The sequence below is a fragment of the Mycobacterium decipiens genome, from assembly GCF_963853665.1.
Classification (GTDB): Bacteria; Actinomycetota; Actinomycetes; order Mycobacteriales; family Mycobacteriaceae; genus Mycobacterium; species Mycobacterium decipiens.
Genome location: NZ_OY970459.1, coordinates 4,423,615 through 4,448,934, shown reverse-complemented (window position 1 = coordinate 4,448,934; position 25,320 = coordinate 4,423,615). Strand labels below are relative to the sequence as shown.

General features: G+C 64.0%; 26 protein-coding genes. 11 read left to right on the top strand and 15 right to left on the bottom strand.

Annotated elements, in window-relative coordinates; genetic code table 11:
• From AADZ55_RS19720 to AADZ55_RS19710, 3 genes are read right to left on the bottom strand one after another with little or no spacing between them, the layout of a single operon-like run.
• Positions 1–336: a hypothetical protein gene (locus tag AADZ55_RS19720; RefSeq protein WP_085325758.1), complete on the bottom strand. Its 336-nt coding sequence runs from the start codon at positions 334–336 to the stop codon at positions 1–3.
• Complete coding sequence (locus AADZ55_RS19715) at positions 308–1,597, bottom strand: aromatic ring-hydroxylating oxygenase subunit alpha (protein WP_085325759.1); 1,290 nt, start codon at positions 1,595–1,597, stop codon at positions 308–310. Before AADZ55_RS19715 ends, AADZ55_RS19720 begins: the two co-directional genes overlap by 29 nt.
• Positions 1,598–1,599: 2 nt before the next feature.
• Positions 1,600–2,148, bottom strand: a complete 549-nt coding sequence (locus AADZ55_RS19710; protein ID WP_085325760.1) for a carboxymuconolactone decarboxylase family protein — start codon at positions 2,146–2,148, stop codon at positions 1,600–1,602.
• A gap of 343 nt (positions 2,149–2,491) precedes the next feature.
• Between AADZ55_RS19710 and AADZ55_RS19705 the strand changes: the two genes are divergently transcribed.
• The 7 genes from AADZ55_RS19705 to AADZ55_RS19675 all read left to right on the top strand — a co-directional run bounded on the left by AADZ55_RS19705 (position 2,492) and on the right by AADZ55_RS19675 (position 8,951).
• Positions 2,492–3,787, top strand: a complete 1,296-nt coding sequence (locus AADZ55_RS19705) for an amidohydrolase family protein (protein WP_085325761.1) — start codon at positions 2,492–2,494, stop codon at positions 3,785–3,787.
• Positions 3,788–3,839: 52 nt separating this feature from the next.
• Positions 3,840–5,006: an acyl-CoA dehydrogenase family protein gene (locus AADZ55_RS19700; RefSeq protein ID WP_085325762.1), complete on the top strand. Its 1,167-nt coding sequence runs from the start codon at positions 3,840–3,842 to the stop codon at positions 5,004–5,006.
• A gap of 41 nt (positions 5,007–5,047) precedes the next feature.
• Entirely contained in the window at positions 5,048–6,196 is a 1,149-nt protein-coding gene (locus tag AADZ55_RS19695) for a thiolase family protein (RefSeq protein ID WP_085325763.1), read from the top strand.
• Positions 6,197–6,285: 89 nt separating this feature from the next.
• Positions 6,286–6,903 carry a TetR/AcrR family transcriptional regulator gene (locus AADZ55_RS19690; RefSeq protein WP_085325764.1) on the top strand — a complete coding sequence of 206 codons (618 nt, stop codon included), beginning with the start codon at positions 6,286–6,288 and terminating at the stop codon, positions 6,901–6,903.
• On the top strand, positions 6,900–7,415 hold the full coding sequence (locus tag AADZ55_RS19685; RefSeq protein WP_085325765.1) for a hypothetical protein: 516 nt from the start codon (positions 6,900–6,902) through the stop codon (positions 7,413–7,415). Before AADZ55_RS19690 ends, AADZ55_RS19685 begins: the two co-directional genes overlap by 4 nt.
• Positions 7,416–7,494: 79 nt before the next feature.
• On the top strand, positions 7,495–8,766 hold the full coding sequence (locus tag AADZ55_RS19680) for a cytochrome P450 (RefSeq protein WP_085325766.1): 1,272 nt from the start codon (positions 7,495–7,497) through the stop codon (positions 8,764–8,766).
• Entirely contained in the window at positions 8,763–8,951 is a 189-nt protein-coding gene (locus tag AADZ55_RS19675; protein ID WP_085325767.1) for a ferredoxin, read from the top strand. The genes AADZ55_RS19680 and AADZ55_RS19675 overlap by 4 nt, the downstream gene beginning before the upstream one ends.
• A gap of 36 nt (positions 8,952–8,987) precedes the next feature.
• Here AADZ55_RS19675 and AADZ55_RS19670 read toward each other — a convergent pair whose 3' ends face one another.
• On the bottom strand, positions 8,988–10,193 hold the full coding sequence (locus tag AADZ55_RS19670; protein WP_085325768.1) for a cytochrome P450: 1,206 nt from the start codon (positions 10,191–10,193) through the stop codon (positions 8,988–8,990).
• 564 nt (positions 10,194–10,757) lie between these two features.
• On the opposite strand from AADZ55_RS19670, the gene AADZ55_RS19665 reads away from it, so the two are divergent.
• A complete protein-coding gene (locus AADZ55_RS19665; RefSeq protein ID WP_085325769.1) occupies positions 10,758–12,002 on the top strand; it encodes a PPE family protein in 1,245 nt (414 codons plus the stop codon).
• A 139-nt stretch (positions 12,003–12,141) separates the two neighbouring features.
• On the opposite strand, the gene AADZ55_RS19660 is transcribed toward AADZ55_RS19665, so the two are convergent.
• Genes AADZ55_RS19660 through AADZ55_RS19650 form a run of 3 tightly spaced genes read right to left on the bottom strand, consistent with a single transcriptional unit; the run spans position 12,142 to position 15,391 of the window.
• A complete protein-coding gene (locus AADZ55_RS19660) occupies positions 12,142–13,794 on the bottom strand; it encodes a thiolase C-terminal domain-containing protein (RefSeq protein WP_207569111.1) in 1,653 nt (550 codons plus the stop codon).
• A complete protein-coding gene (locus AADZ55_RS19655) occupies positions 13,782–14,078 on the bottom strand; it encodes a ferredoxin (RefSeq protein WP_085325826.1) in 297 nt (98 codons plus the stop codon). Before AADZ55_RS19655 ends, AADZ55_RS19660 begins: the two co-directional genes overlap by 13 nt.
• Positions 14,079–14,086: 8 nt before the next feature.
• Positions 14,087–15,391 carry an NADH-ubiquinone oxidoreductase-F iron-sulfur binding region domain-containing protein gene (locus AADZ55_RS19650; RefSeq protein ID WP_085325771.1) on the bottom strand — a complete coding sequence of 435 codons (1,305 nt, stop codon included), beginning with the start codon at positions 15,389–15,391 and terminating at the stop codon, positions 14,087–14,089.
• Between the two features lie 36 nt (positions 15,392–15,427).
• On the opposite strand from AADZ55_RS19650, the gene AADZ55_RS19645 reads away from it, so the two are divergent.
• Entirely contained in the window at positions 15,428–15,901 is a 474-nt protein-coding gene (locus AADZ55_RS19645; RefSeq protein ID WP_085325772.1) for a hypothetical protein, read from the top strand.
• A gap of 26 nt (positions 15,902–15,927) precedes the next feature.
• Here AADZ55_RS19645 and AADZ55_RS19640 read toward each other — a convergent pair whose 3' ends face one another.
• The 6 genes from AADZ55_RS19640 to AADZ55_RS19610 all read right to left on the bottom strand — a co-directional run bounded on the left by AADZ55_RS19640 (position 15,928) and on the right by AADZ55_RS19610 (position 21,376).
• On the bottom strand, positions 15,928–16,815 hold the full coding sequence (locus AADZ55_RS19640) for an alpha/beta fold hydrolase (RefSeq protein WP_085325773.1): 888 nt from the start codon (positions 16,813–16,815) through the stop codon (positions 15,928–15,930).
• Positions 16,812–17,204 (bottom strand): Rieske (2Fe-2S) protein, encoded by a 393-nt coding sequence (locus tag AADZ55_RS19635; RefSeq protein WP_085325774.1) that lies wholly within the window; start codon positions 17,202–17,204, stop codon positions 16,812–16,814. Before AADZ55_RS19635 ends, AADZ55_RS19640 begins: the two co-directional genes overlap by 4 nt.
• On the bottom strand, positions 17,205–18,350 hold the full coding sequence (locus AADZ55_RS19630) for an amidohydrolase family protein (protein WP_085325775.1): 1,146 nt from the start codon (positions 18,348–18,350) through the stop codon (positions 17,205–17,207).
• Between the two features lie 41 nt (positions 18,351–18,391).
• Positions 18,392–19,483: an amidohydrolase family protein gene (locus AADZ55_RS19625; RefSeq protein ID WP_085325827.1), complete on the bottom strand. Its 1,092-nt coding sequence runs from the start codon at positions 19,481–19,483 to the stop codon at positions 18,392–18,394.
• A gap of 194 nt (positions 19,484–19,677) precedes the next feature.
• Positions 19,678–19,989 carry a DUF4189 domain-containing protein gene (locus AADZ55_RS19620; protein ID WP_242670183.1) on the bottom strand — a complete coding sequence of 104 codons (312 nt, stop codon included), beginning with the start codon at positions 19,987–19,989 and terminating at the stop codon, positions 19,678–19,680.
• A 901-nt stretch (positions 19,990–20,890) separates the two neighbouring features.
• Positions 20,891–21,376, bottom strand: coding sequence for a nuclear transport factor 2 family protein (locus AADZ55_RS19610; protein WP_085325778.1), 486 nt, complete (start codon positions 21,374–21,376; stop codon positions 20,891–20,893).
• 118 nt (positions 21,377–21,494) lie between these two features.
• Between AADZ55_RS19610 and AADZ55_RS19605 the strand changes: the two genes are divergently transcribed.
• Complete coding sequence (locus AADZ55_RS19605; RefSeq protein ID WP_085325779.1) at positions 21,495–22,493, top strand: acyl-CoA dehydrogenase family protein; 999 nt, start codon at positions 21,495–21,497, stop codon at positions 22,491–22,493.
• Positions 22,477–23,652 (top strand): acyl-CoA dehydrogenase family protein, encoded by a 1,176-nt coding sequence (locus tag AADZ55_RS19600; protein WP_085325780.1) that lies wholly within the window; start codon positions 22,477–22,479, stop codon positions 23,650–23,652. The genes AADZ55_RS19605 and AADZ55_RS19600 overlap by 17 nt, the downstream gene beginning before the upstream one ends.
• A gap of 40 nt (positions 23,653–23,692) precedes the next feature.
• Here the strand turns inward: AADZ55_RS19600 and AADZ55_RS19595 are convergent, their stop codons facing one another.
• Positions 23,693–24,997: a cytochrome P450 gene (locus AADZ55_RS19595; RefSeq protein ID WP_119185008.1), complete on the bottom strand. Its 1,305-nt coding sequence runs from the start codon at positions 24,995–24,997 to the stop codon at positions 23,693–23,695.
• A 77-nt stretch (positions 24,998–25,074) separates the two neighbouring features.
• Positions 25,075–25,305, bottom strand: a complete 231-nt coding sequence (locus AADZ55_RS19590) for a ferredoxin (protein ID WP_085325782.1) — start codon at positions 25,303–25,305, stop codon at positions 25,075–25,077.
• Positions 25,306–25,320: the final 15 nt, after the last annotated feature.

Below are 25,320 nucleotides of genomic sequence, written 5' to 3'. Positions count from 1 at the left end.
TCAGATCACCGGCTCTTTGACTAGCTCCACCCACGCCGCGCCGCTGTCGGGGACTCGCGGTTGCTTCCACGCCTCGACCGGAAATGACACCATGACCAGCGACTGCATCAGGTGCATGAGTGTCTGTGCGTCCTCAGGCATTTCGTCCAGCGGGTACTTGTCGCAATACGCGATCACGTCGTTCAGGCGGGGGAAGGCCGCGTCGTAGAACGCTTGCATCTCGGTCATCGTGGAGGCCAACCGCTTGGCGTAGCGCTCGGGCTCGGTGGCCAGGTTCCAATCCAGATAGGGCTCCAGATCGGCGAATTCAGTTGGCAATTCGTTCGGGGAAGCCATTGTTGGCGTACTCCTTTACATAATCCCCGGTCACCTTGTGTAGGTGGCGGAGCAGGATTTCCTGATCGCACAGGGGAAACTCCTTGACCACCCTGGTGCCGATCATGGTCTGGGTTGCTTCCAGGGTGTTGGCGTCCTGAAGTGCGTACTCCTTGAATGTCACCGCGGCCAGCTCTTGGGCCAACCGTTCCCGCGCGCTCTTCGGCGGCACGAAGTACAGGGTGGTCTCGAAAATGTGCTTGTCCACGGCGGTAGGCCAATAGTGGTAGGTGAGATACCAGCCGGGCGCCCAGATCAGCAGCATGAAGTTGGGGAAGAAGTGCCACGAATCGATGCCCCACTGCTTGGCTTTCGTCGGGTTGACACCGAGCGGGAGCGGATCGAGTCCCTCGATGTCGGGTCGTTCCCAGGGGCCGAACAGCCCGCTGCGCAGCGCGCGGTCCATGGGTTTCACCATGTTCAGGTCGGCCGGCGGCGACTGACCGCCCCAGGTGGAGATCATCCCGTGCGGGCTTGCCAGCTCGTAATGCAGCGCCTCGAAGCCGTGCTTCTGGATTTTTGCGGCTTCCTCTGGGGTGTACTGTTTCTGGTGCAGCACCGGGGCGTGATAGAACTCGGCGAACGCGTCGATGAACAGCTTCCAGTTGCTGCCAACCTCAGCCCGGTAGGAGTAGATTTCGGTCATCTCGTGGAACGGGTAGCCTTCGATGCCCTTGGCCAGTGATCCGAGGTATTCGTTGAGCGGCCTTGCGTCTTGGTCGAAATTGATGAAGATGAAGCCCTCCCACACGTCACAGCGGACCGGCACCAGCCCAAACTGGCTCTTGTCGACGTTGAAGAACTCGTCCTCCTGCTGGATGAAGGTCAAGTTGCCGTCGAGGCTGTAGCGCCAGGCGTGGTACTTGCAGGTGAACTGGCGGCAGTTGCCGGACGTCTCCTCGTGCGGATAGTCGTTCCACACCAGCTTGTTTCCGCGGTGGCGGCAGACATTGTGAAACGCCTTGACCGACCCATCCTTGGTCTTGACCACGATCACCGACATACCCCGGCCCGCCGATGGCAGCTCCTTGGTGAAGTAGCTGCCGGTGCGCGGCAGTCGCTCGATGCGGCCGACGTTGAGCCACGTCCGTTTGAAGATCGCCGCACGTTCGGCTTCGAAGAATGCCGGGTCGACCGAATCGGTGTAATCGACCGGTGCGGTGCCCAGTTCGGGATAGTTTTCGGTCCAGCTTCCCGCCGCTGGCTTGGCGAAGTGGGGCAAGGCTACCTTCCTTTGTCGTCCGGCTCGACCTCTACGCCGAAAGTGTTGAAGGCCATGGCAAGCAGCGCGTAGCAGCCGACCGTGAAGACGAAATCCATCCGCTGGGGATCGTCCATATGCTCACCGAGCGTGGCCCAGGTCTCGTCGGACAGCCGGGACTTCTCGTCGAGTTCGTCGACACCGGTAAGCACCGCGCGCTCGAAATCGTCGGCGGCCCAACTGTTGCACCCGCGGCGTACCGCGGCTATCTCGTCCTCGCCCAATCCCGCCTTCCTGGCCAGGGTCACGTGGTGGGTCCATTCGTAGGCGCAGTCGCGGCGGTGTGCGATCCGTAGGATGGCCAGTTCGCGAATGCGTGGCGGCAGCGTGGAGGCGAATAGGAGGTGGATGTTGAACCCGAGAAACGCCGTGGCCAGCGCGGGGTGGCGGACAAGTGTGGACAGCGCGGCGCCGGCGTCGCGCGGGTTGCGGCGATCCGCGGGCAGCATGCCGACCAGCGACTGTCGGACTGCCTCGTCCCAGCGGTCGGCGGGTAGCGGCTGCAGGCGCATCCGACGATCTCCTCTCGGCAGGCGAGAATGAGATTCTCATTTACAGCTAATAGACTTGCACGATTCGGTCTCGCGGTCAATGCTGTCGCGTGGGGTTCCGCACCGGCTGCCGGCCCGCGCTCGGCGACGGTTCGGCCGCGGCCACCCCGCCCTGCAGGCGGGCGACAACCTGGCACTTCTTGCCGGTAGGCGGCGTTATTGGCCGTCCGGTCGCCGCTCTCGTCGCTGCGCCACGGCCCCAGGCCAGAATGTTGATTCTCACTTCGCGAGAAGATAGTTTTCAACAGTAGAGCTTGGCGGCAACTGGCGGGGTGCTCGATCGATTCACGGAGAGGGAAGGGCCATGAACAAAGACGACATGATCCTGATTAGCGTCGACGACCACACCGTCGAGCCGCCGCACATGTTCAGGAAGCATTTGTCGGCGAAGTACCTGGACGACGCCCCGCGGCTGGTGCACAACCCCGACGGCTCCGACATGTGGAAATTCCGGGACACGGTCATTCCGAACGTGGCGCTCAACGCGGTGGCCGGCCGGCCTAAGGAGGAGTACGGGCTGGAACCGCAGGGTCTGGATGAGATCCGGCCGGGTTGCTATAACGTCGACGAACGAATCAAGGACATGAATGCCGGGGGCATCCTGGCCTCCATTTGCTTCCCATCCTTTCCGGGATTTGCCGGGCGCCTGTTCGCCACCGAGGATCCGGACTTCTCGGTGGCCCTCGTGCAGGCCTACAACGACTGGCACATCGACGAGTGGTGCGGCGCATACCCGGCGCGGTTTATCCCGATGGCGTTGCCGGTGATCTGGGATGCCGAGGCGTGCGCCGCGGAGGTGCGGCGGGTCTCGAAGAAGGGCGTACACGCGCTGACGTTCACCGAAAATCCGGCCGCGATGGGTTACCCCAGTTTCCACAATGAGTATTGGAACCCGCTGTGGAAGGCGTTGTGCGACACCAACACCGTGATGAACATCCACATCGGATCCTCGGGCAGGCTGGCGATCACCGCGCCCGATGCACCGATGGACGTGATGATCACGCTGCAGCCGATGAACATCGTGCAGGCCGCCGCGGATCTGCTGTGGTCCAAGCCGATCAAGGAATACCCGGATCTCAAGATCGCACTGTCGGAGGGGGGGACCGGGTGGATTCCCTACTTCCTGGAGCGAGCGGACCGCACGTTCGAGATGCATTCGACATGGACGCACCAGAACTTCGGCGGCAAGCTACCCAGCGAGGTCTTCCGCGAGCACTTCCTGACCTGCTTCATCAGTGACAAGGTGGGCGTGGCGCTGCGGCGGCTGATCGGTATCGATAACATCGCGTGGGAAGCCGACTACCCGCACAGCGACTCGATGTGGCCGGGTGCGCCCGAGGAACTCTGGGAGGTCCTGTCGGTGAACGATGTGGCAGATGGTGAGATCAACAAGATGACCCACGAGAACGCGATGCGCTGGTATTCGTTTGATCCATTCACGCGCCTCACTCGGGAGCAGGCGACCGTGGGTGCGCTGCGCAAGGCCGCGGAAGGACACGACGTCGCCATTCGGGCACTCAGCCACCACAAGGACAGAGCGGGTTCGTCGTTCGCGGAGTTTGCCGCCACCGCGAAAGAACTAACCGGCAACAAGGACTGAGGCACCGCATGCTGGGTACTGCTTGCGCTGAAAGGCGGGACCAGTGGGAGGAATGAATTTCGAGCTGACCGAGGACCAGGAGTTGATCCGCCGGTCGGTCGCTGAGTTGGCCCGCAAGTTCGACGATCAGTACTGGATGGAAAAGGACCAGGCGCACGAGTTTCCGACCGAGTTCTACCGGGCCATCGCCGACGGCGGCTGGTTGGGTATGACGATTCCCACCGAATACGGTGGCCACGGCCTCGGTATCACCGAAGCGACCTTGTTGCTCGAGGAGGTCGCCAAGTCCGGGGGCGGCATGAACGCCGCCAGCTCAATTCACCTGTCGATCTTCGGTATGCAACCGGTGGTGGTGCACGGCTCCGACGAACTCAAGGCGCGCACGTTGCCGCCCGTCGCGACCGGCCAGGTGCATGTCTGCTTCGGGGTGACCGAACCCGGTGCCGGCCTCGACACGTCGGCCATCACCACGTTCGCCAAGCGCGACGGCGATTGTTATGTGGTCAACGGCCGCAAGGTGTGGATCTCCAAAGCGATGGAGTCCGACAAGATCCTATTGCTGACCAGGACCCGGAGCTATGACGAAGTCGTCAAGAAGACCGACGGGATGACGCTGTTCCTTACCGACCTCGACCGCAGCCGCGTCGACATCCGGCCGATCCCCAAGATGGGGCGCAACGCCGTCAGCTCCAACGAGTTGTTCATCGACAATCTGAAAGTCCCCGTCGAAGACCGAATCGGCGAGGAAGGCAAGGGTTTTCAGTACATTCTGGACGGACTGAATCCGGAGCGGATGCTGATCGCTGCCGAAGCGCTCGGTATCGGGCGGGTGGCGTTGGACAAGGCGGTAAAGTACGCGAACGACCGCGAGGTCTTCGGTCGCCCGATCGGGATGAACCAGGGCATCCAGTTCCCGCTCGCGGATTCACTAGCCCACCTGGACGCAGCCGAGCTGATGTTGCGCAAGGCCACCTGGCTCTACGACAACGGCAAACCCTGTGGGCGAGCAGCCAACACCGCGAAATACCTGTGTGCCGACGCCGGCTTTGCCGCCGCGGACCGTGCACTACAAACCCACGGTGGCATGGGATACGCGGAGGAGTATCACGTCGCACGCTATTTCCGTGAGGCCCGGCTGATGAAGATCGCGCCGATCAGCCAGGAGATGATCCTGAATTTCCTTGGGGCGCACACGCTTAACCTACCGAAAAGTTACTGAGCGCCCTCCGGTGGCGAGATCGGGTGAATCGGAGCGGATCAATGCGTGAGACCGTCATCGTCGAGGCCGTGCGTACCGCGGTCGGGAAGCGCAGCGGCGGGTTGTCCGCAATGCATCCCGCCGATCTCTCGTCCGTGGTCCTCAATGAACTGCTGGAACGCAGCGGTATCGGTCCCGAGATCATCGACGACGTGATCTGGGGCTGCGTGTCGCAGGTCGGCGACCAGTCGAGCAACATCGGCCGGTACGCGGTCCTGGCCGCCGGCTGGCCGGAGACCATCCCCGGAACCACGGTCAACCGGGCCTGCGGTTCCAGCCAGCAGGCGCTCGACTTCGCGGTGCAGGCGGTGATGTCCGGCCAGCAGGATGTTGTGGTGGCTGGCGGTGTCGAGGTAATGAGCCGCGTACCACTCGGTGCGGCCAGGGCAACCGGGATGCCGTATGGTCCGAAAGTCATTGCCCGCTATGGAGATTTCTCCTTCAATCAGGGGTTGTCTGCGGAGATGATCGCTCGAAAGTGGGGGTTCTCCCGCCGCCAGCTCGACGAATACTCCGTGTCGTCCCACGAGCGGGCGGCCGCCGCCCAGGATGGCGGCGCGTTCACCGACCAGATCGTCGCGGTGTTTGTCGATGACGGATCGATCGTCGTCGCCGATGAGGGCGTGCGGCGCGGGACCAGTGTCGAGAAGCTGGCCGGGTTGAAGCCGGCATTCGTCGACGAGGGTGTCATCCACGCGGGCAACTCGTCGCAGATCTCCGACGGCGCGGCGGCGCTCTTGGTGACCACGGCCGAAATGGCGCTGGAGCTGGGGTTGACGCCGATGGTGCGCTACCGTGCCGGCGCCGTCACCGGTGCGGATCCGGTGCTCATGCTCACCGGCCCGATTCCGGCGACCGAGAAAGTGTTGCGCAAGGCCGGTGTTGGGCTGGCAGAGGTCGGCGTTTTCGAGGTGAACGAAGCTTTTGCGCCGGTGCCATTGGCCTGGCTGGCGGAAACCGGCGCCGATCCGCGTCGGTTGAATCCGCTGGGCGGCGCCATCGCGCTGGGTCACCCGCTGGGTGCATCCGGCGCGGTGCTGATGACGCGCATGGTGCATCACATGCGCGACAACGGGATTCGCTACGGACTGCAGACCATGTGCGAAGGCGGTGGCACCGCCAACGCCACCCTGGTCGAGCTGGTGAACTAAAGACGCGGTACGCGAAGGCCCCTTGCCAAGGCCGGCAAACCAACCTACTGTGTGTAAAGTAGGTTCACGGAGCGTCGATGAGGAGTGCAGTGCCCGACGCACGGCCATACGACACGCTTCTCGCCAAGGGGGAGGACCGCAAGCAGCGCATCCTGGCGGTGGCGCAGCGGCTGCTGACGCGCAACGGCTGGCGCAACACGACGTTGGCCCAGATCGCCGGCGAAGCCGGGGTCAGTCCCGCGGGACTGCTGCATCATTTCGAGTCCAAAGAGCAGTTGCTGCATGCGGTGCTTGACGCGCGCGACCTCGATGACGACGCCCATGCCGACCGCGGCGGTGATCTGCTGGCCGAAATTGCTCAGGTTGCCGATCGCTTCAACCGGGCACCCGAACTGGTAGGCACCTTCACGGTGCTGCTGGTAGAGAACATCCTTGACGATGCCCCGTTGCACGACCGCCTGCTGGCCAGGCAGCGGGCCGCGATAGACATCGTCGCCGAGGCCATCCGGCGTGGTCAGGCGGCCGGCCGGTATCGCACGGACATAGACCCCGCCGTCAAGGCGGTGGAAATTCTCGCCTTTATCCACGGAATGGAAACGACATGGCTGCTCGATCCTTCGATACCCCTGGCCCAGGTGTTCAAGGAGTACGCCGGGGCGCTGGCCCGCGACTTCGCGCCCCCCAAGGCGACCTTGCGCGGGACATGAGGTACCGGCTCGACGTCGTCGCCTCCAGCGTTGTCGACGTGGTGCGGTTCGCCGGCGGTTGGCTGTTCGACCGGGCGATGGCGGGATGGGACGTCACCGTGCTTCTCGCCGATCCCCCTGCTGACCATCCTGACGATCGGCCACTGCAGATCCTGGGCGCCCGGACACTTGACCTCGAAGACGCATTGGCATCGGTGGGCACCCGCCCGCGGCCCCAAGCGCTGGCGGCGGCCGCGGATCTTTATGGCTGCGACCCGCGGGTGCGCCGCGGTGTGTTGCGGGCCCTCGATCATGGTGTCACCGAAGTCACGCTGTGGGGCCGCAGGTGGCCCGCCGAGCTGGATGACAGCGTCGCCCTGGTACAGCATCAGCTGACCAGGGCCGCCCAGACGTTCAAGGCTCAGGCGCTGGCCGCTGCCGGGTCACCGGCGAGCTCGATCGGTTGCACCGAAACGTTTCGCAGTCCGCTGATGGGCTGCCCGTCGGTCGCTGCTGATCTGCTTCCGGCCTAAGCACCCGCGCCGAGGCCAGCGTTGACGTCGCCGGCCCTCCTATGAAAATGTCATACTCATCTATGAGAGGACAGTTCTCATGAGCGACGGCACCGAGCTGGACTTCTTCCGGGATGACCGGCTCGTCGAGAACCCGTATCCCTACTACGAAAGCCTCCGGCGGCGGTGTCCGGTCGCCCGCGAACACCACCACGGGGTGACCATGGTGACCGGCTGGGACGAGGCTGTCGGCGTACTGAACGACGCCGAGACGTTCTCCTCGTGCATCTCGGTGACCGGTCCGTTTCCCGGTTTTCCGGTACCCCTCGAAGGTGACGATGTCACCGAGCTGATCGAACAACATCGCGACGCGCTGCCGTTTAGTGACCAGCTGCCAACCCTGGATCCGCCGACCCACACCAACCATCGCGCCCTGCTGATGCGGCTGATCACCCCCAAGCGCCTCAAGGAGAACGAGGACGCCATGTGGGCGCTCGCGGATCGGGTGCTCGACGGCTTCCTGGCATCAGGGGAAGACGAATTCATCAAGGGTTTCGCGGCCCCCTTCACCCTGCTGGTCATCGCCGAGCTGCTCGGCGTGCCTGACGAAGATCGCGACACCTTCGTCAACAACATCCACCGGCACGCGGGCGGTGGAGTCGGGGGGACCGGTGCGGATGCGCTGGCGCACAACCCGCTGGAATTCCTGTACGGGGCGTTCGCCGATTACATTCGGGACCGCCGCCGCGAGCCGCGCGACGACGTGCTGACCGGCCTGGCCGCTGCCACCTTCCCCGACGGCTCCACTCCCGATGTCGACGACGTGGCCCGCGTGGCGACCAACGTCTTCTCGGCCGGCCAGGAAACCACGGTGCGGCTGTTGGGTGCGGCGCTGCAGACCATCGGGGAGCGCCGCGACATTCAGGAGCAGCTGCGCAGGGACCGCAGCCTGATCGGAAACTTCATCGAGGAGGCGCTACGCGTCGAGAGCCCGGTCAAGGGAGACTTTCGGCTCTCCAGGGTGCCCACCACCGTCGGCGGTGTCGACCTGCCGGCGGGCACCACCGTGATGGTGCTGCAGGCGGCCGCCAACCGCGATCCACGCCGGTTCGCCGAGCCCGCCACGTTCGATCCGGCTCGCAAGAATGCCCGGCAACATCTCTCGTTCGGGCGGGGGATCCACAGCTGTCCCGGTGCGCCGCTGGCCCGCGCCGAGACCCGGGTGGCGGTCGAGCGGCTGCTGGACCGCACGTCCGACATCAGGATCTGTGAGCGGGTGCACGGCCCGGCGAATAACCGCCGCTACCAATACGTTCCGACCTACATCTTGCGTGGCCTGACCGAGCTACATCTGGAGTTCACGCGGGCATGAAAGTTTGGGTTGATGACCAGTGCTGTCGCGGTCACGGTATGTGTCTGACGCTGTGTCCGGAGGTGTTCAGCCTAACCGACGACGGCTATTCGGTCGCGATAACATCCAATGTGCCAACCGAATTGGAGAAAGCCACCCGCGAGGCCATCGAGTGCTGCCCGGAGCAGGCGATCAGCGAGAGGTGAGCACCGTCTCGTCGAGACCGAGATCGACTTCGACGTTCATCGCAGCACCCGCACCGGCACGTTCCGCCAGCCGGCGACATTTTGCATATGGACGCGCTGGCAGCCCGCCCAATCCACCTCGTAGCGGGGCATGAAGTCCAGCAACTTCGCCAGCGCGATGGCGCTCTCCATGCGCGCCAATGCCGCGCCAAGACAGCTGTGAATCCCGTAGCCGAACCCCAGGTTCAGCGCTTGGTGTCGGTCGCGGTCGATGTCGAGCTTGTCGGGATCGGTCCAGGCCCTCGGGTCACGATTGGCCGCACCGTTGATGAGGAAAACCGGCTTTCCGGCCGGGATCGTGACGCCGTGCAGCTGGACGTCTTTCATACAGCGGCGGACCTGATACTGGGACGGAGCTTCGTAGCGCAGTAGTTCTTCGACCGCGGCATCGATCTTGCTGTGATCGTCGAGCAACTTCTGCCACTGCTCGGGAAATCGGGCGAACACTACCGGCGCGTTGCCAACGAGCTTGGTTACGGTCTCCGCGCCGGCGCCACCCAATAGTGTTGCAAATCCCGCGATTTCGATGTCGTCTAGCTTCGTCGCTTGCCCGTCCTCACGTTCGATCTCGGCGTTGATCAACCTAGTGAACAGGTCATCGCGCGGCTTGGTGCGGCGTTGCTTTACCAGCTCGTAGTACAACATCGCGGTATCGATGTTGGCTTGCATCCCCTGCTGGCCGACTTCGACCTGCCCGGGTTCGCGATGCAGTGACTCGTCGATCCAGTGGCGCACCTGCTGAGCGTGCCGCTCCGGTACCCCGAGCATGGTCGTGATCACCTCGACCGGAAACGGACCGGAAAAATCCGCCACCACATCGAACCGATCGGGATCGGCGGCGCTGAGGTACTTGTCGATCTTCTCGGTGACCATCTGTCGCTGGGACTGGATTGCGCGCGGGGTGAAGACCTTGTTGAGCAGGCTGCGCATGTGGCGATGCTCGGGCGGGTCCATAAAGATGATCGACCTCTGCTGCGTCCGTTGCCCGGATCGCACCATCGACAGGTCGATGCCGTAGGCCGACGAATACGTCTCGAAATCCTTTAGCCCCGCGGCCACATCCGCGTGTCGAGTCAACGCGTAGAAGTCGTACTCCTCGCTGTAGTACACCGGCGCTTCCTCTTGCATCCGCCGGTAGGTCTCCCAGGCTCCGTTGAAAAACTCTTCGGAGAACGGATCGAAGATCACCTTCGATTTGGTCATCGCACACTCCTGGCTGGCGAGTTGCGGGCTGGAACAATTACAGCGGAAGGCCTGACTGTAACGCTAGCCCGAACTTACCTCTGGTAGCGGGGGCACGGAACATCGCGGGTGGTTGTAGGCGGGTGTCCGCGCCGAGGGCTGGCGCATCGCGCACAACACCTGCCGCTCCCGCGGCTCGCTCGGCGGCCTACCCCGACGTCTACCAGCAAGAATGGATCGGCGACCGGCCAACGCTGTCATGGCAACGGCCACCTCCCCGAGATTAAATCAACCGTAGGTTAAATATTGACTATTGGCTATAGTGTGCTTCGTGTACGGACAGGGGATGGGTTATTGGCGCAGGCGCCGCGACTGGTTTCGGAGGGGTCGGCCGGTGGCCAGTGCGGCAATCGCGGCCATGCCACCAAACCCGCAAAGTGTTGCGGCCCGGCCATCGGCGGGTCTGCCGGCTGAGGGGATGGGACAGCTCGATCGGTCAGGGGTAGGTGTCGATGAGGCGGGCTCCGGTCATGCGGTTGCCGACGCCGTGGTGACGGGTTCGTACCGGACTTCGCGTGGCATGGTATGACGGCACCCATCTGGATTGCCTCGCCGCCGGAGGTACATTCCACGTTGTTGAGTACCGGGTGCGGCCCTGCTTCAGTGCAGGCGGCTGCGGCAGCGTGGAAATTGCTGTCCGCCGAATATGCCTCGGCGGCAGAGGAACTCACAACGGTGCTGGGGGTGGTGCGGGCCGGGGCGTGGGACGGGCCAAGCGCGGAAAGCTACCTGACGGCGCACGCGCGGTACTTGGTGTGGCTGACCAAGACCAGTGCCGACTGCGCGGCGATGGCTAGTCGGCATGAGGAAGTGGCCGCAGCCTACGTTAGCGCGTTGGCCGAGATGCCAACGGTGGCGGAACTAGCCGCCAATCACGCCAGCCACGCGGTCCTACTCGGGACGAATTTCTTTGGGATCAACGCGATCCCGATCGGCGTCAATGAGGCTGACTATGCGCGGATGTGGATTCAGGCGGCCGTCACAATGAGCGGCTATGAACAGGCCTCGGATGCGGCGTTGGCCGCGGCTCCGTGTGTCACTTCGCCACCGGTGCTGCTCGACGCCAGCGCTGGCGTCATCGGCGCCGGCCTCGCCGGACCTGCGACGTTGGTGGGCGCGATCCCGATCATGACCATAATTTCGATAATTATCCAAATCCTAATCATTGTGCTGTACGCAGCCGTCATGTGGACGGTCGTGATCGTGTTTTTCTTCCTGCCGGTTGCGATCGGTTGGCTCTCGATCCTTGCATCGATCTTTGCATCGATCGTGGCGATCCTCTTGACGCCTCCGCTCCTCATGGTCGCGACGCCATTCGTCCTGGCTGGTTCCTTGATCGCGTTGCCGACTTCGTTGGCCACTGCCGTGCCGATCGGTGTTGGTCAGTACCTTTACCACCTGTCGAACGTGGCCGCGGAGCCTATCGAAGTCGGCCTAGCGACGGCCGACGCGGAGTCTGCCGCCGCTCACGCTGAGCCGCAGTCGGATGAGTTTGCTGCGGTGAAACCGGCGACGAATTGGGCGTCGGCCGCGGCGCCGCAAGCCAGGCTGGTGTCGGCCGTCGCGCCGGCCGATGCGAGCACGTCGGCGTCGGTAGTGGCAGCTAACCGGGGTGCTGGTACCTCGGGATTTGCGGGGGCTCTCGGTAAGGAGTCCACGCGGGGGCCTGCGGGATTGTCCGTATTGCCTGGCTCAGAGTTCGGCGATGGTCTCCGAGTGCCGATGGTGCCGGCCAGCTGGGAGTACAACCTGGCAGGCGATGCGACTTGAGTCGGGTGAAACCCGGGGTTGTCGGCGGAGTCGGCATGCCCCGTTTGGTTGATCCAGGCTGTGTGCGGATCTTGTGACCCTGTTGTAGGCAGCAAACTCGGCAAGATCATGGCGCCGAGATACTGGCACCAGTCGTGGTTCATGCGTCAGCGCGTAGCACGAGCACGCCGCTGGGGGTGAGTCCGCCGCTACTGACCACACCGACGTGGGCGTCGGCGACCTGGCGTGCGCCGGCCTCGCCGCGCAGTTGGCTTACGGCTTCATGCAGCAGACCCATGCCGTGGGTGCGGCCGTGCGAGAGCTGGCCGCCGTGGGTGTTGAGCGGCAGCAGGCCGTCGCGAGCGATGTTCTTGCCGCCGTCCAGGAATTCCTTGGCCTCACCGATCCCGCAGAATCCCAGCGCTTCGATCCAGGACAGGCAGTTCATGGTGAACCCGTCGTAGAGCTCGGCGACGTCCACGTCGACGGGCCGAAGCGAGGTGCGCGTCCAGACATGCGCGGCTTGGCCCAGCACCTGCGGCTCGTGGGTCAGGGTGCTCTGGTCCCAGTCGATGCGCTCGATGATCTGCGTTCCGACCGCCTCGACCAGGACGGGCGGTTTGGCCAGATCGCGGGCGGCGTCGACGGCGGAGACAATGACCGCTATCGCGCCGTCGCACGGTACGTCGCAGTCGTAGAGCCCGAACGGTGTGGTGATGGGCCGCACGTTGAGATAGTCGTCCATCGTCATCGGGGACCGGTATACGGCGGTCGGGTTGAGCTCGGCATTGGCCCGTTGGTTCAACGCGATCCAGCCCAGCGTCTCTTTCGTGGTGCCATAGCGATGGAAGTGGCGTTGCGCGTTGATCGCCAGGGTGTGTGCCGCTGACGTGGCGCCGAACGGGTATTGCCAGCTCGCGGTGCGGCCGCCGGGCTGCGCGATCCTGCCCTGCTTCGCCAGCTCGCTGTAGGTGGCCTCCCACAAGGTCCGAAAGCACAGCACGTGGCGGGCCAGTCCGCCGGCGACCGCGAGCATTGCCGCGATCACCGATCCGCCTGGGCCGAAGGTCTCGATGCCCCCGTTGTGCCATGTCGGCCGGATGCCCAGGGCCGCTTCCAGCGCGGTGATTCCGCCCTCGCCGAACCCGCCGAGATTGCCCCCGCCGGGGTAGGTCGATAGGCCGTCGATGTCGGCGAAGGTCAGGCCGGCATCGATGATGGCCGCCTCGCAGGCCCGCACCGTCAGTGACAGCGGGGCCACCATCAACCGGCGGCCGATCTCGGACATGCCGATCCCGGTGAGCGCGACCTTGTCTTCGAACTTCTCGGTGGTCAGCATGGGGCGGACGTAGTCGCCGAAGCGCTCCGGTGCGATCTCATCGGCCGGCAGGGGAGCGAGCGCGGTCTCGGCAGCCGGGCGAAACAGCGGCAGCCACACGTCCTCGACCTGCTCGAAGACGACCTCCACCTGTTGACCGAGTTGTAGCTGATCGGGATCGCACGAGACGATGTTGGTCGTCAGCCGGACCCGGGGGTCTTCCGTGATCGCCACCTGCGCAACCACGTACGGCGCGGGCAGCCCAGGCAGGCTGAACCGATGGTTCACGGTGAACCCGGCCAGTGTCGCCCTGCCGGAGACGGCCCGTACGCCTACCCGGCGCGAGCGGCAGTAGCGGCACACCGGTGCCGGCGGATGGATCAGCGCCCGGCAGTCCGTGCACTCTTGGAGCCGGAGTGTGCCGTCGGCGCCCGAGTGCCAATAGAACGCGTTCTCATCGGTGATCAGGGGCAGCGGTCGTGTCATCGCGTGAATCCCCACTCAGCTTCATTCGCCTCGGTTTTGAGGTGAGCGGCGGGATCCTCGTCGATGTTTGGCGGTGGCGGCAGGTCATCGGGTCGGCGTTCATCCCGGTCCATGATGGCGTGCACCGGGCAGTCCATCAGCGCCCGCATCACCGCGTCGCGGTCCTGGTCGGATACCGTGCCGTCGCCAATGAGTGACGCGTATCCCCAATCGTCCAGGGAGAAGTATCCGGGCGCCTTCTTGGCGCAGCTGCCGAAGCCGTCACAGATGGTGCGGTCGAGGCGGATTCGCATCGGTTCGGTCACGCGGATACCACCGCCTCCACCTCATAGGGCCGTTCGGCGCTGAACTCGCTGGCACGGCATGCTTCGCACCGGTGGCCGAGATGGCGGGTCACCTCGTGCGGAAACTGGTCGAGCAGACTCCCCGCCACATTGGTCGCGGCGTCCAGTGTGGCGCATGCTCCACGACCGCGCAGCACTACCGACCAGCGCCGCAACCGGCCTAGGTCCGCTGTGCTGGCAGCGCCGTCGCGCAGCGCCCCGGCGACCGCAGCCATTGCCGCGGTGCCGTTGAAACACGAGCCGCATTGCCCGGCGTTTTCTCGGTCGAAGTAGGCCAACACCGATGCGGCGACCGCAACGGGACAGTCCTCGGTGATCACCGCGATCGCACCACAACCCAGACCGCTGCCGACACTGCGCAGCGTCTCGTGGTCCATCGTGGTGTCCAGCACAACGCGATTCAGCAGCCCGGAGAAATAGCCGCCGAGCAGCGCACCTCGGACTCGCTCGGATGAAACCCCGTGTAGCGCAAGCAGTTGAGTGAACGGCAAGCCGTGCGGGATCTCGTAGAGACCCGGTGCTCTGCCGGCGCCGGTCACGGTAACCATGAATGTACCCGGTGACTTTGACGTGCCCAGCGAGCGGAACGCCGCCGCGCCATGGTGCTGCAGGTAGGGCAGGTTGGCCAAGGTCTCGACATTGCTCACCAGGGTGGGTCGCCCACCGACGCCGGTTTCGAATGGCCTGGGCGGCTTGTCCATCGGCTTGACCGGACCGCCGTTTATCGCGCGGGTGGCGGCGGTCTCCTCGCCGGCGATGTATCCCGGATCGACCCGCCACAGCTCGACAGGAACGTCCCCGAACGCACCGGTTTCGACTTCGGTCAATGCGGCTTCTACGCTGTGGGCGGCTTTCGGATCGGACACATAGACATAGGCGCGGTCGGCGGCAACTATGGTTGCGGCCAATCGCAGTCCATCGAGAACCAGGTGGGGGCGGTGCCGCAGCAGCCATCGATCCTTGACCGAAGCCGGTTCTCCCTCTTCGCCATTCGCGATGATGACGGCGCCACCAGCGACGCTGCCGTTGTCTCGCACCGCGCGCAGTTTCACCGCAAGCGGAAACGCGGCGCCGCCACGCCCGAGCAGTCCGCTGGCTTCGACTTCGCCCAGCAATTGGTCGGCGCCGGCAGGCCGGCGGTAGCCGCCGAGCGTGCGATACATCGCGAAGTCTTCCCGGTCCTCGCGGGGGAGCGTGCCCAGCAGCCGTGGTGGACACCCTGGCCAGGCGGCGACGGTGAACTCGGTGTGCGTGGTCTTCATGGCCTAGTGCGGATTCGTTGCCGCTAGGGTGGGCCCATGCGGACTGCGGTGGTGCGGGTCAACGTCGATCCGGGCGGTGTGCTCACCCCTGCGCAGCTTCGCGAGGGCATGACGGTGCTCCTTGGGCTCACCCGCGAAATGGGTGCCGACGTCGTGGAAAACGATCTCACAGCCATGCCGGCCGGTCGCCGCGAAGTGCAGCTGCTGATCGCCGGTGAGGATGCCGATGCCGCAAGGAAGGCCGCACTTGATCTGTGCGACAGGGCTTTTGCCCCCAGCCCGGTAGCCGGTGTGGTCACCTTCGTCAGCAGGGGAACCGACGACGACGCCCACGGTGTGCTGGCCGCATTCGGGCTCACTGGCGAGATCCTCCGACTGCCCGGCGACGACGGCTTCGACGTCGTCTACGTAACGCTGCGGGAAGCCGACCTCGAGCGCATCCCAGAAAGCCGGATCCATACGGCTCTCGAAGCGTCGCTCAACTGCGAGGTCCACATTCGTACCGGCTAACGCGCCGGGTAGCGCATTTTGCGACATCACGAGCTCAAGAATTCCAGGATCGCGGGCGCTGCCTGCACCCACGTGTCAAACATGTTGAAGTGCGCAACCTTTCCCGCGGCTCGTTCCTCAGCGGCCCGCTCCCAGGCATCCTCCGGCCAGGGCGGATCGATCAGCTCAGATCCTCTGATCAGGCAGCTCACCTCCAGCGACGTTCGCTTTGGATGGTCCCAATCGTTTTCGCCACCACGGATTATCAACGTGGGAACCCGGATCCGGGAAAACATTTCGTCGTCGACACCGGGAATGGTCTGACCAGGCTTGGGAACGAACGCGTTGAGCCAGCGCAGCATCACGGTAAGGAACTCATCGGTGTCGAGGTCGAGGAACCGCTGTCTGTTGTTCGGGTTCTCCGCGATGCGCTCTCGCCATTCGGGAACCTTCAGCAGCCCCTCGATCCCCGACCAGCGCACCGCCTGAATGCTCGGCAGCACATAAAACGCGCCGAGCTGATACATCCCGAACACTCCGCCGACAATGTTCCACACCACCAGCTTGGTGACCAGCTCGGGATAGAGCATCGCGGTGAGCATGGAATCCCTTGCCCCGCCGGATCCGCCAGCGATAATGCAGCTCTCGACGTCGAGCGCACCGAGCAGGCCGTACAGGGTCTGGGCGCGCATGTGCGACTCGCTTTGCCCGTAGAACTGCACATCGGAGACACCGCAGTTCGGCCGGTCCCAGAGCAGTACCCGGTAGCCGCCGTCGACCAGAGCCTCGGCCAGCGGACGCAGTCCGGGGACGTCTTTGCTGAACCGGCCGCCCGGCGTCAGCACAATGAGATCGCCTGATTCACCGAGGATTTCGTAGACGACGTTTCCGCCGTTCACCTCGATGGCGGATGCTCGATGGTGCTGCAGCGTCACGCCATCACCAGCACGTCGTTGCCGACCACGCGGACCGGGTAGGTGCGGATGCTCCACTCCGGCTTGACCGCGGTGGTACCGGTCGCGAGTTCGAATCCCCATTGATGCCAAGGGCAGTAAATGTATTCCTGATCGCGGACCATGACGGCGTCACCAGCGGCGGTCTCGTCAACGACGGTGCGTCCCCGGGCGCGCCCCGAGCACAGCGGACCACCCTGGTGCGGGCAGTAGTTCGCGATGGCGTAGAAGCTGCCGTTGACGTTGTACACTCCCACTCCGTGCCGGCCGATCGGCACCAGTTTGTGGGTACCCGGCGGAATCTCGTCCACCGTCGCGACGACGTGTTCGCGGCCCTGAGCAAGGCGGGGTCGCGTACTCTCCTTGGGCATTCAGAACACCCGGGTCTGACCCTCGAGAACTGGAACCGTTTCCGGTAGGTGATAAGTCGCGATGCCGTTTTTGAACATGACCGCATCTCGGGCAGCCTTGGGAAGGTGTTTGACCAACCAGCGCGGGTCGTCGAAGGTCCAGTGCGGGTAGTCGGAGGAGTACAGCAGGATCTTGTCGCACTCCATCCACTCCAACGCGCGAGTCAACTCGGTCTTGTCTTCCGGGTAGTCCAGCGGTTGCGTGGTGAATTTGATGTGCTGCTTGACGTAGTCCGACGGCTTGCGCTTGATGTTCATACGCGTCTTGCGCGCTTTGTAGATCGCGTCCATGCGCCACATCAGCGGCAGAATCCAGGTGAAGGCGTGCTCGACGAGCACAATGCGCAGCGTCGGGAACCGATCGAAGACACCGTCGAAGATCAGGCTCATCACCTGGTTGGCGGCCAGCAGCGAGTAGGTCACCATGAAATCGTGGTTGTAGCTGGGAAAGCCTACCGGCGGCATGGGCAGCATTTCGTAGTTGCTGCGCGACAGATGGCAGCTCACGGTGATGTCGTGTTTGGTGGCAGCCGCCCAGACCGGGTCGTAGCTTGGGTGCCCCCACGAGGGGCGCGGTTCGGCCTTTAACAGGATCTGCCCCATGTAGGGGTGCCCGGCCCACCGTTCGATCTCGGCGGCGGCGCCGTCGGGATCCTCGATCGCCACGCAGATCGAGCCTCGCCAGCGCTGGTGCCAGTTGTTGTGGCTATCCAGCCAGTGATTGGCCTGCCAGTCATTGAGTGCGCACGAGAACGCCTGGTGTGCGCCGGGCAGCCGAGGTGTTCGACCGCCCGGCTCTAGGATCGCGATGTCGGAGCCGGCTTCCATGATCAGCTGGCGGAACGCCATATCCGGGTCACTGCCGGGGAATTCGCCGTCGGGTGGGAAGGTGTCCACCCGCATGGCGTAGCTGTGCGCGTAGTCCGGGGCGTCGTAGTAGATCAGCTCGCCGACCTTGTGTTCGGCGAAGAACTCGCTTCGCCAGGGCTCCGGTATGTACTGGGTGATCTCGCCTCGTTTGGGCACCGGGTGGACGTCCGAGTCGACGCACCGCACGGCTATGCGCTCGGCGGCGGGAACCCGTTCCTGCGTGTGAGTCAGCGTCATCGCAATCTCCTCGGTCTCCCTCGCTCGCTTCAATTGTGCGACTAGCGCGTCGCCAGGTCGACAGAAATGTCGATCTCGTAGAGGTTGGCAGCGTTGCGCCAACACAGCTTCTCGCGTTGTTCGGCGGACAGGGCTGCGGGTAGCCTGCCTGCGTCGGCGCACTGCCAGTGTGGATAGCTGGAGCCGAACATCACCATGTCGTCCTTGCCGGTGAAGCCGAACCACTCACCGGCGAACTCGGCATCGCCGGGGCCATCGAGGCTGCCCTGGACGAAGTACACATGGCCGGGCAGGTAGTCACTGGGTATCCGCGGCGCCCAGGGTGTCTGTTCCAGATGCGGCCTGCCGAACACGTCCATCCGCCAGATGAACGGCGTCAGAAAGTCCGCGGCACCATCGGCCCACACGAACTTCAAGCTGGCGAACCGCTCGAAGACTCCCTCGGCGATCATGTTCATCAGGTGGTACAGGTAGTTGAGCGCCATGAAGCTGACGTACTGCTCGTAGGTCCGCGTATGCCCGGAGGGTGTCGGCGGAAGCGCGACGCCCTCGCCGGATTCGATGTGGACCGCGACCGGAAGGTTGGCTTCGGCGGCGGCTTCCCACAGGGGCCAGAACTGGGGCTTGCCGTAGAGCTCGCGGGATTGCAGCGGTACCCCGATCTGGACTACGCGCGGGTGCGCACGCCACTTCTCGATCTCGCGCAGCGCGCCCGCGATATCGTCGGGATTCACCCGGATAGTGCCGCGGAACCGGTCACCGAACTCGTCGGACTCCAGCCAGCGTGACACCATCATCTCGTTGTGGGCCGCGTGCAGCGCGGTGCCGAGGTGCCGGTCCGGCATGATGCCCCGCCCCATCGGATGCAGTATCGCGATGTCGACGCCGCGGTGTGAAAATAGTTCATTGCCAACGAATTCCGGATCCGATCCTGGATCGCGGCGGTTGGGGCCTTCAGTGTTCGGGGCGTACTCGCTACCCGGCGCCCCGTACCAATCCATCTCATAATCGGGGAATCCACGGCTCTTGAACGGCTCGTGCAGGAAGTCGCGCAGGTCTTTGTTGGATCCGAAGAAGATGTGCACGCTCGCGTCGATGAGGGGCGTTTGTGCTCCGTCGGCGTGTTCGATCACCAATGCCACCCTCCGGCCCTGGAAGCTAACGTGAGCCCGGCCAGATCGTATGGTAGATAATCTAACATTCTCGCTAGCCGCCCATCAATGGATTTCCGGTAGCTGCCAATGCTGCCAACGCAATGCAAGTATTGTTCTTCGCTGAGGATAATAACATTCTCGCTTGGTTGACGGAGTCAGTCGAACGGCCCCGCCTAGTTGCAGGCCGAGGTGATGATCCGCCCGCCGCCGAGCCTGGCCATGGCGTCGTTCTTCGCGGTGTGGCGGGTACCTCCGACTCCGCCGTGGAAAGTCGAGCCGTCATAGGCAACCGCGCCGCATTGGGTGAAGCTGCTTATCACCTGGCAACTGGGGTGGCCGCACATTGTCAGGGCGTCGATCTCCGCCTGCGCTCGGGTTCGGTGGTTCCAGGCCTTGCCCACCGTGCCGTTGTCGGCAATGGCGATCGCTCCATACTCGGGGGTGATCGGCGGGATCGGAGGGATGGGAGGCACAACGGAGATCACGCCATTGTTGGTACGGGCTCTTGCTTTGTCGGTATGGACGCCCGCCGCACTAATCGGTGCCCACGATCATCGCAGCGGCGGCCACCAGGCCGACGACGGCAAGCGTGACGCCGCGGGGGAGTTTGATCGTCATCTCGTGGCTCCCTGATCGCTTGATGAGCGATGAGCTTCGGCGACTGTGACGGCGCTTCGCTGCTCTGATGAAAGGCGCGACGCCAGGCGAAGCCCATGCTCGCCGTCCGGCAATTCCAATTACCATCCTACGCTTCGCGGGGTGGTGTCGAGCCTGGTGAAGATCTCGCCGCCCGTGCCAAAGTGGCCAGAAGTCCATCACGCCAACGGCTTCCGCGAACGTGGCACCGTGACGAGCCCGCCAAGTATCAGGTTCGTCGTTGTGGAAGAGGCGTTCGGGTTGGCGGTGGCTATTGGTTCGGGGTTGGCCGTGGTCGAGTGGTGGCTGGGGATCCATGCGGTTTGGCCGTTGGGGAGCTTGCTTGTGTGCCAGCCAGATCAATCGATAGCGGTCAACATATGGTGGCTCGGTGGTAGGCGGAGAGGGCGTTATGCGGATAGTTCGCTTATCGCCGGGAAATCGCGTCGTGCCGCGAAGTACGGGCGGTGCCCAGCCTCACCGCCTGGCGGGACGGCTTGGTCGGCGATATGGCGACTGCGTTCAATTTCGCAGTTCCGCCCGGCCATCCGGTGCTGAACCCATTGCCGAAATTGCCCCAATACGTCCCCAACGCGTTACTGGGAGATATCGTGAACTCATACTCGTCGCCATTTCCCTATCGGGTGCCCTTCCCGCGGTCGATGCGAACACAGGAAACCGCACCCGCGCGTGGGATTCCCAGCGGCCCTTGCTAATCGGTAGATATGGCTGCCTCGAACAGGCGGGTCATCAGCCGAACCTGCGTGCTACGGCCGCGCCCACCTTGCACAGTTGAGGCGAGATCCGTACGGAGAAAAGGGGATTGAACACATCCTCCCGTAGTCGGGTCAGCCTGGAGGTCTTGATGAGCCAGCGGCCGTCGATCTTCTCATAGGTTTCGTGGTAGTGACCGCGCCCATTGAGATTGACGGCCGGGGCCACCCGCACCACATCCTCGAGCGCCCATACGCCGATCGCGGTCGTTGCCGACGTCAGCGCGATCTCCAGCGCGTGCACCTGATGCACCGTGGGCTGTGTTCCCAGGGCGTTGCGCACATAGGACACAAACTCGTCGGCACCGCGGATCAGCTTCCCGCCGGACTGCGACGTGTCGCTCACGAAACCGTCGGTGAAGAGCAGTCGTCCCACCGCTTGGTGTCCAGGTGTCGGGCAGTATCGAGCCTTGAGTTGCTTGATCGCCTCGATCTCGCACAGCGTTGTTGCGGCCTCCACCATATGCGGTCCCTTCGTCGATGCGCGATCAATACCCGAGTAGCCAGTTTTAGAGATTACTACTTCCGGATCAGAGAATGATATTCTCGCAACACGGGGTGAGGACAGGAGGCGGCCTGCGATGCTGTTGGAATTCGATGCTGATCAGCGGCTGTGGCAGCACACCGTTCGCGATGTCGTCACCAGGCAGTGTCCGCCGTCGCTGGTGCGCGGCGTCGCCGAGAACGGTGCCGACTCGAGCCCGCTATGGAAGGTCTACGTGGACCTCGGCTGGACCGAGCTGAACGAACCGGCCCGCGCGGTGGAGCTGGCAATTGTGTTCGAAGAGCTGGGCCGCGCCACCGATCCCACCCCATTCCTGGCGACGATGAGCCAGTTCGCCCCGTTGGCCGCCGACCGGTTCGATCCGCACCAGTCGGGTACCGCTGTGTATAGCGGTGTGACGGCGTGCCGGGACGCCGAGGGTTGGGTGTTGGACGGTACGGCGCGCCATATTCTCGACGGCGATCGCGTCGACAGGTTGGCGGTGGCGACCGATGCCGGAGTGTTCATCGCGGGGGCCGGTCAGGCGTCGGCTCGACGCGAAGCGGTATTCGACCCGGTTTTGCATGTCGCCGATCTGTCGTTCTGCGAGGTTCGAGTTCCCGACAGCGCCCGGGTAACGGTGGACCGGGAGCGGGCCCGTCATATCGCATTGACCGGCATGGCCATCACGATGGTCGGTGCCTGCCAACGTATTCTGGAGCTGGTGCTCGACCATGTCCGCAACCGTCATCAATTCGGCGTTCCGATCGGTTCATTCCAGGCCGTCCAGCACAAGGCCGCGGATATGCACGTCGCGGTGCGGCGAGCCCGGGCATTGACGTACTTTGCGGCGTTGACGATTGCGGCCGATGATCCCCGGCGGCGGTTGGCGGCCGCGATGGCCAAGGCGGCGGCGGGTGAGTGTCAAGAGCTGGTGTTCCGCCATGGCTTGCAGCTCTTCGGCGCAATGGGATTCACTTGGGAGAACGACCTGCAGTTCGCGCTCAAGCGGGCCAAAGCGGGTGAGCTCATGCTTGGCGGCGCGGCGGAGCATCGGGTGCAGATCGCCGAGGAATACCGTGCAGCTGACTTTTGATTCCGACGTCGAGGACTTCCGGGCGGAGTTTGCGGCGTTTCTCGACGAGAATCTGCCCGACGCGAGCGAAACGTACGAGCGTCCCCGCTCGGTCTCTCATATGCCGCAATGGGCGCGTCGCTGGCAGAGGCTGCTGTTCGACCACGGGTGGTTGCTGCCCGGCCAGCCACCGGAATTCGGCGGGCGCAACGCGACGATCGTCCAGCAGTTCGTTCACCTCGAAGAACTGTGTCGCCGACGGATCTATCACAGTTTCAACCCGCAGGGAGTGAATATCGTTGCGGCGTCGCTGCTGTCGTTCGGTAGCGACGAACAGAAACACCGCTGGGCGGTGCCGATACTCAGGGCGCAGATCACCGCTTCACTGGGTATGAGCGAGCCGAGTGCGGGCTCTGATCTGGCTTCGCTACGTACCCGAGCCGTGCTGGACGGCGATCACTTCGTCGTCAATGGACAGAAGGTGTGGACCTCGGGAGCACACGATGCCGATGTGCTACTGACCTTTGTGCGCACCGATCCCGATGCACCAAAGCACAAGGGCATCAGTGCATTACTGATCCCGACCGATACCCCGGGTGTGCTACGGCGGCCCTTTCCGTCCATCTGCTCGGTCGATGACCTGGATTTCAACGAGGTGTTCTTCTCAGATGTGCGGGTCCCGGTGGAGAACCTCGTCGGGCCGATCAACCAGGGCTGGCGGGTGGCCAACGGCTCCCTCGGCCATGAGCGCACGATGATGTGGCTCGGCTTTGCGGATCGGCTGGACAACCTGATCGCCGATTTCCATCCCGCCACACCGCTCGACCGCGACTGGTATGCCACCGCGGTCATGGACAAACTGGCCTTGCGCCTCTTGGGTTCGGTAGCCCTGGCTGGTGCCGCTCGTGGTGAAGACGATGTGGCCGCGCTGTCGGTGCTCAAGTTGCTCGGTTCGGAGGCGGAGCTACGCGCGTGCGAACGCGCGCTGTCCGCTGCCGGCGCCGATGGACTCGTCCAACCCGCGCTGACCGGACCATATGAGCCGATGAACCTGGACCACTATTTCGCCAGTTGGTTCGAGCGCTATGCCCGCAGCTTCTCCGGCACCATCGCCGGCGGCACATCGGAGATCCAACGCAACATCATCGCCCAACGCGTGCTGGGTCTACCCCGCGGCTGAGTAGCGCGAGCAGACGCAGAATCGCACAATCGCTTGCGATTTAGTGCGATTCTGCGTCTGCTCGCGGGATCACCGCAGCCTCTTTGCGTTCGGTGACGGGCCTGGCGAGTCCCTGCTCATCGCAGATGTGCTGCAACTGGCCGAGGGTGTCGTCGAGACCGGGTCCCAGTCGGCGCCCGGGTCTGAAGGTCGCCGGCAGCTTTCGCATGCCCTGGATGACGCCGATGGTCTCATAGTGAACGGCGCCATCGGGGTCGCAACGGTAGTCGGCCATCCGGTCGAGGACCGCGGTAAGCATCGATTTGAACACGGTACGAGCCACGTTCGATCCGATGCATCGGTGAATTCCGATTCCAAAGCTGAAGTGCCGGTTTCCCTTACGATCCAGGATGATGGTGTCCGGGTCGGGGAATACCGAGGGGTCACGATTGGCCATTGCCCACGAAATCCACAGCCGCTCACCCTCTTTGGGTCGCACGCCATCGAGTTCGACGTCGGCCGAGAATGTCCTGCCGTCACCGGGCGCCGGCGTAAAGTAGCGTAGAAACTCTTCGGTTGCCGGATCGAGGAGGGTCTCGCGATTTCGCCGCAGTCGCTCTCGCTGGTCCGGGTTCTCCGAAAGCCATTCCAGCGCATGGGCAGTCAGTGCCGTCGTGGTGTCGAAGCCGCCGCCGATGACCAACCCGAGATTCCCGAGGATCTCCAGATCGGGGGCGGGCTCGCCGTCGATCCGCATCTCGACGAGGGCGTTCACCACACCGGGTCGGGGATTGTTGCGAATCTCGATCATGTTGTTGACCAGGTCGAGGCCCATCTGCCGGTGCATCTCGGTGACCCGCTGGATATCCGGGGAGTGCTCGGGGGTGTACACCGCGGCATGGACTGGCTCGCTGTACAGCTTCCACTTCTTCAGCGGGATCCCCATGATCGCCAGGGTCAGGACGGCGGGCACGATGTTGGCCAGATCGTCGACGAAGTCGATGCGGCCATGCTCGATCTTCTCGTCGATGCAGGCGCGTGTCACGTCATCGATGAACGGCTCCCAGCGCTTGACCGCGGCCGGTGACAGATACGGGTTGAGGACGTTGCGGTAGGTGCGGTGCTCGGGGTCGTCCATTTCCAGGATGCCGCCCCGTACGCCGTTGACCCGGCTGGCCGACGGGATCGCGATGCCCTTGTAGCCGCGGCGTTCGCCGTTGATGTCGTGGTCGTTGGAGACCGCAGGGCAACGGGCGAGTTCGAACACCTCGTGGCTACCCGCGGCGACCCAGTGCCCGCCGTAGGTGTCGCTCCACGCCATCGGGCACTTGGCGTGCATCTCTTCGGTGATGCTCTTGAACTGCATCCGGTACTCCGGAGAGTGCCGGTCGAAGTGATACCGGTTCTGTTTCCGAGCGCTCTGGCTACCGGCATCCTGGCCGCTCAACGCACTGTCTCCCGTGGTGCTTCAGGCACGGCGTCGTCGGTGATGACGATGGCCTGCTCCGGGCAGGAGCGCACGGCTTCGGCGACCTGGTCCTGTTGCTCGCCCGGAACCACTTCGCTGATCGCCGACGAGCTACCGTCGAGGTCGCTGAGCTGGAAAGAATCCGGAGCGATCATCGCGCACAGCGTGTGGCCTTGGCAGCGTTGTGGATCGACCCAAACCCTCACGGTGTCTCCTCCCGT

Excerpts from the sequence above, each read along its gene's own strand:
- AADZ55_RS19720 (WP_085325758.1), bottom strand. The coding sequence starts at position 336 with ATGGCTTCCCCGAACGAATTGCCAACTGAATTCGCCGATCTGGAGCCC.
- AADZ55_RS19710 (WP_085325760.1), bottom strand. The coding sequence starts at position 2,148 with ATGCGCCTGCAGCCGCTACCCGCCGACCGCTGGGACGAGGCAGTCCGA.
- AADZ55_RS19705 (WP_085325761.1), top strand. The coding sequence starts at position 2,492 with ATGAACAAAGACGACATGATCCTGATTAGCGTCGACGACCACACCGTC.
- AADZ55_RS19700 (WP_085325762.1), top strand. The coding sequence starts at position 3,840 with ATGAATTTCGAGCTGACCGAGGACCAGGAGTTGATCCGCCGGTCGGTC.
- AADZ55_RS19695 (WP_085325763.1), top strand. The coding sequence starts at position 5,048 with ATGCGTGAGACCGTCATCGTCGAGGCCGTGCGTACCGCGGTCGGGAAG.
- AADZ55_RS19685 (WP_085325765.1), top strand. The coding sequence starts at position 6,900 with ATGAGGTACCGGCTCGACGTCGTCGCCTCCAGCGTTGTCGACGTGGTG.
- AADZ55_RS19680 (WP_085325766.1), top strand. The coding sequence starts at position 7,495 with ATGAGCGACGGCACCGAGCTGGACTTCTTCCGGGATGACCGGCTCGTC.
- AADZ55_RS19675 (WP_085325767.1), top strand. The coding sequence starts at position 8,763 with ATGAAAGTTTGGGTTGATGACCAGTGCTGTCGCGGTCACGGTATGTGT.
- AADZ55_RS19670 (WP_085325768.1), bottom strand. The coding sequence starts at position 10,193 with ATGACCAAATCGAAGGTGATCTTCGATCCGTTCTCCGAAGAGTTTTTC.
- AADZ55_RS19665 (WP_085325769.1), top strand. The coding sequence starts at position 10,758 with ATGACGGCACCCATCTGGATTGCCTCGCCGCCGGAGGTACATTCCACG.
- AADZ55_RS19655 (WP_085325826.1), bottom strand. The coding sequence starts at position 14,078 with ATGCGAATCCGCCTCGACCGCACCATCTGTGACGGCTTCGGCAGCTGC.
- AADZ55_RS19650 (WP_085325771.1), bottom strand. The coding sequence starts at position 15,391 with ATGAAGACCACGCACACCGAGTTCACCGTCGCCGCCTGGCCAGGGTGT.
- AADZ55_RS19645 (WP_085325772.1), top strand. The coding sequence starts at position 15,428 with ATGCGGACTGCGGTGGTGCGGGTCAACGTCGATCCGGGCGGTGTGCTC.
- AADZ55_RS19635 (WP_085325774.1), bottom strand. The coding sequence starts at position 17,204 with ATGCCCAAGGAGAGTACGCGACCCCGCCTTGCTCAGGGCCGCGAACAC.
- AADZ55_RS19630 (WP_085325775.1), bottom strand. The coding sequence starts at position 18,350 with ATGACGCTGACTCACACGCAGGAACGGGTTCCCGCCGCCGAGCGCATA.
- AADZ55_RS19610 (WP_085325778.1), bottom strand. The coding sequence starts at position 21,376 with ATGGTGGAGGCCGCAACAACGCTGTGCGAGATCGAGGCGATCAAGCAA.
- AADZ55_RS19605 (WP_085325779.1), top strand. The coding sequence starts at position 21,495 with ATGCTGTTGGAATTCGATGCTGATCAGCGGCTGTGGCAGCACACCGTT.
- AADZ55_RS19595 (WP_119185008.1), bottom strand. The coding sequence starts at position 24,997 with ATGCAGTTCAAGAGCATCACCGAAGAGATGCACGCCAAGTGCCCGATG.